This window comes from Bacteroides sp. 1_1_30 (assembly GCF_020982715.1).
Taxonomy (GTDB): domain Bacteria; phylum Bacteroidota; class Bacteroidia; order Bacteroidales; family Bacteroidaceae; genus Bacteroides; species Bacteroides xylanisolvens.
The window spans coordinates 1-1,214 of sequence record NZ_JAJKHN010000048.1 but is presented as its reverse complement, the minus strand read 5'-3'; the positions used below and the strand labels follow the sequence as shown (position 1 = coordinate 1,214).

Genomic DNA, 1,214 nt, shown 5'->3' with positions numbered 1-1,214 from the left:
ATTCCGTACGGAATACGTTTGCGCTTTACTGGTTGGTTCATAACTCTTTCATTTTCTCACAAAAGTAACAATAAAAAATGAATATTGATGGATGGCAGTTATATAAATGATAGAATATCTTTGGATATATCCGGGTGGTAATAGTGAGAATACTTGTATCTTTATTGTCGAATAAATTAATAAATTGAGAAATGTTGAAAGTAGTAACATTTATGAAGCAGGTAGCCATGGGGCTACAGATGGAGGGAAACTTCGGTACTGCGCATGTTTATCGTAGCAGTCTGAATGCCATCATTGCTTATTGTGGGGAAGAAGATTTGCTTTTTAGTGAAGTAACTTCGGAGTGGCTGAAGGGATTCGAAGTTTACCTTCGCAGTCGTGGTTGTAGCTGGAACACCGTTTCCACTTATCTGCGTACGTTTCGTGCGGTTTACAATCGTGCCGTCGATCTTGGGAAAGCTCCTTATGTACCTCATCTGTTCCGTTCGGTTTATACCGGTACTCGTGCCGATCATAAACGTGCGTTGTGTGATGACGATATGAAGAAGGTGTTTGCCAAATTGTCTCGTACATCAGGTGTGCCATTTGCTGTATGTCAGGCACAAGAGTTATTCATTCTGATGTTTTCGCTTCGTGGTATGCCGTTTGTCGATCTCGCTTATTTGCGTAAGAGTGATTTGCGTGATAACGTAATAACGTATCGCAGACGTAAGACAGGACGACCATTGTCAGTGACATTGACCCCCGAAGCGATGATCTTGGTGAAGAAGTATATGAATCGTGATCCTTCTTCTCCTTATTTATTTCCGTTGTTGAAAAGCCGTGAAGGAACTAAAGAGGCGTATCGCGAATATCAGTTGGCGCTGCGCAGTTTTAACCAACAGTTGATGTTGCTAGGTGAATTATTGGGATTATCCGATAAGTTGAGCTCGTACACCGCCCGCCATACCTGGGCTACGACAGCTTATTATTGTGAAATTCATCCGGGTATTATTTCCGAAGCGATGGGACATTCGTCTATCACTGTGACGAAGACTTATTTGAAACCTTTTCGGAGTAAGAAAATTGATGAAGCAAATAGACAAGTTCTTGACTTCGTGAAACGCTCTGTTATAGGTGTAAGCGCTTGAAAATTACTCTGTTACTTTGTAGGTAACGGGAATGAATATCGGTGCAAATATGAGCATATTTCTTAAAACAACCAAACGAAATCA

The 1,214-nt window shown here is 41.1% G+C and carries 1 protein-coding gene; it reads left to right on the top strand.

Annotated features, from left to right (window positions below; all coding sequences use genetic code 11):
- Positions 1–191: 191 nt before the first annotated feature.
- Positions 192–1,130, top strand: coding sequence for a site-specific integrase (locus LPH68_RS15010; RefSeq protein ID WP_151923871.1), 939 nt, complete (start codon positions 192–194; stop codon positions 1,128–1,130).
- Positions 1,131–1,214 lie beyond the last annotated feature (84 nt).

What these genes read in the sequence shown, in the direction of transcription:
- LPH68_RS15010 (WP_151923871.1), top strand. Translation starts at nt 192, where the DNA reads ATGTTGAAAGTAGTAACATTTATGAAGCAGGTAGCCATGGGGCTACAG.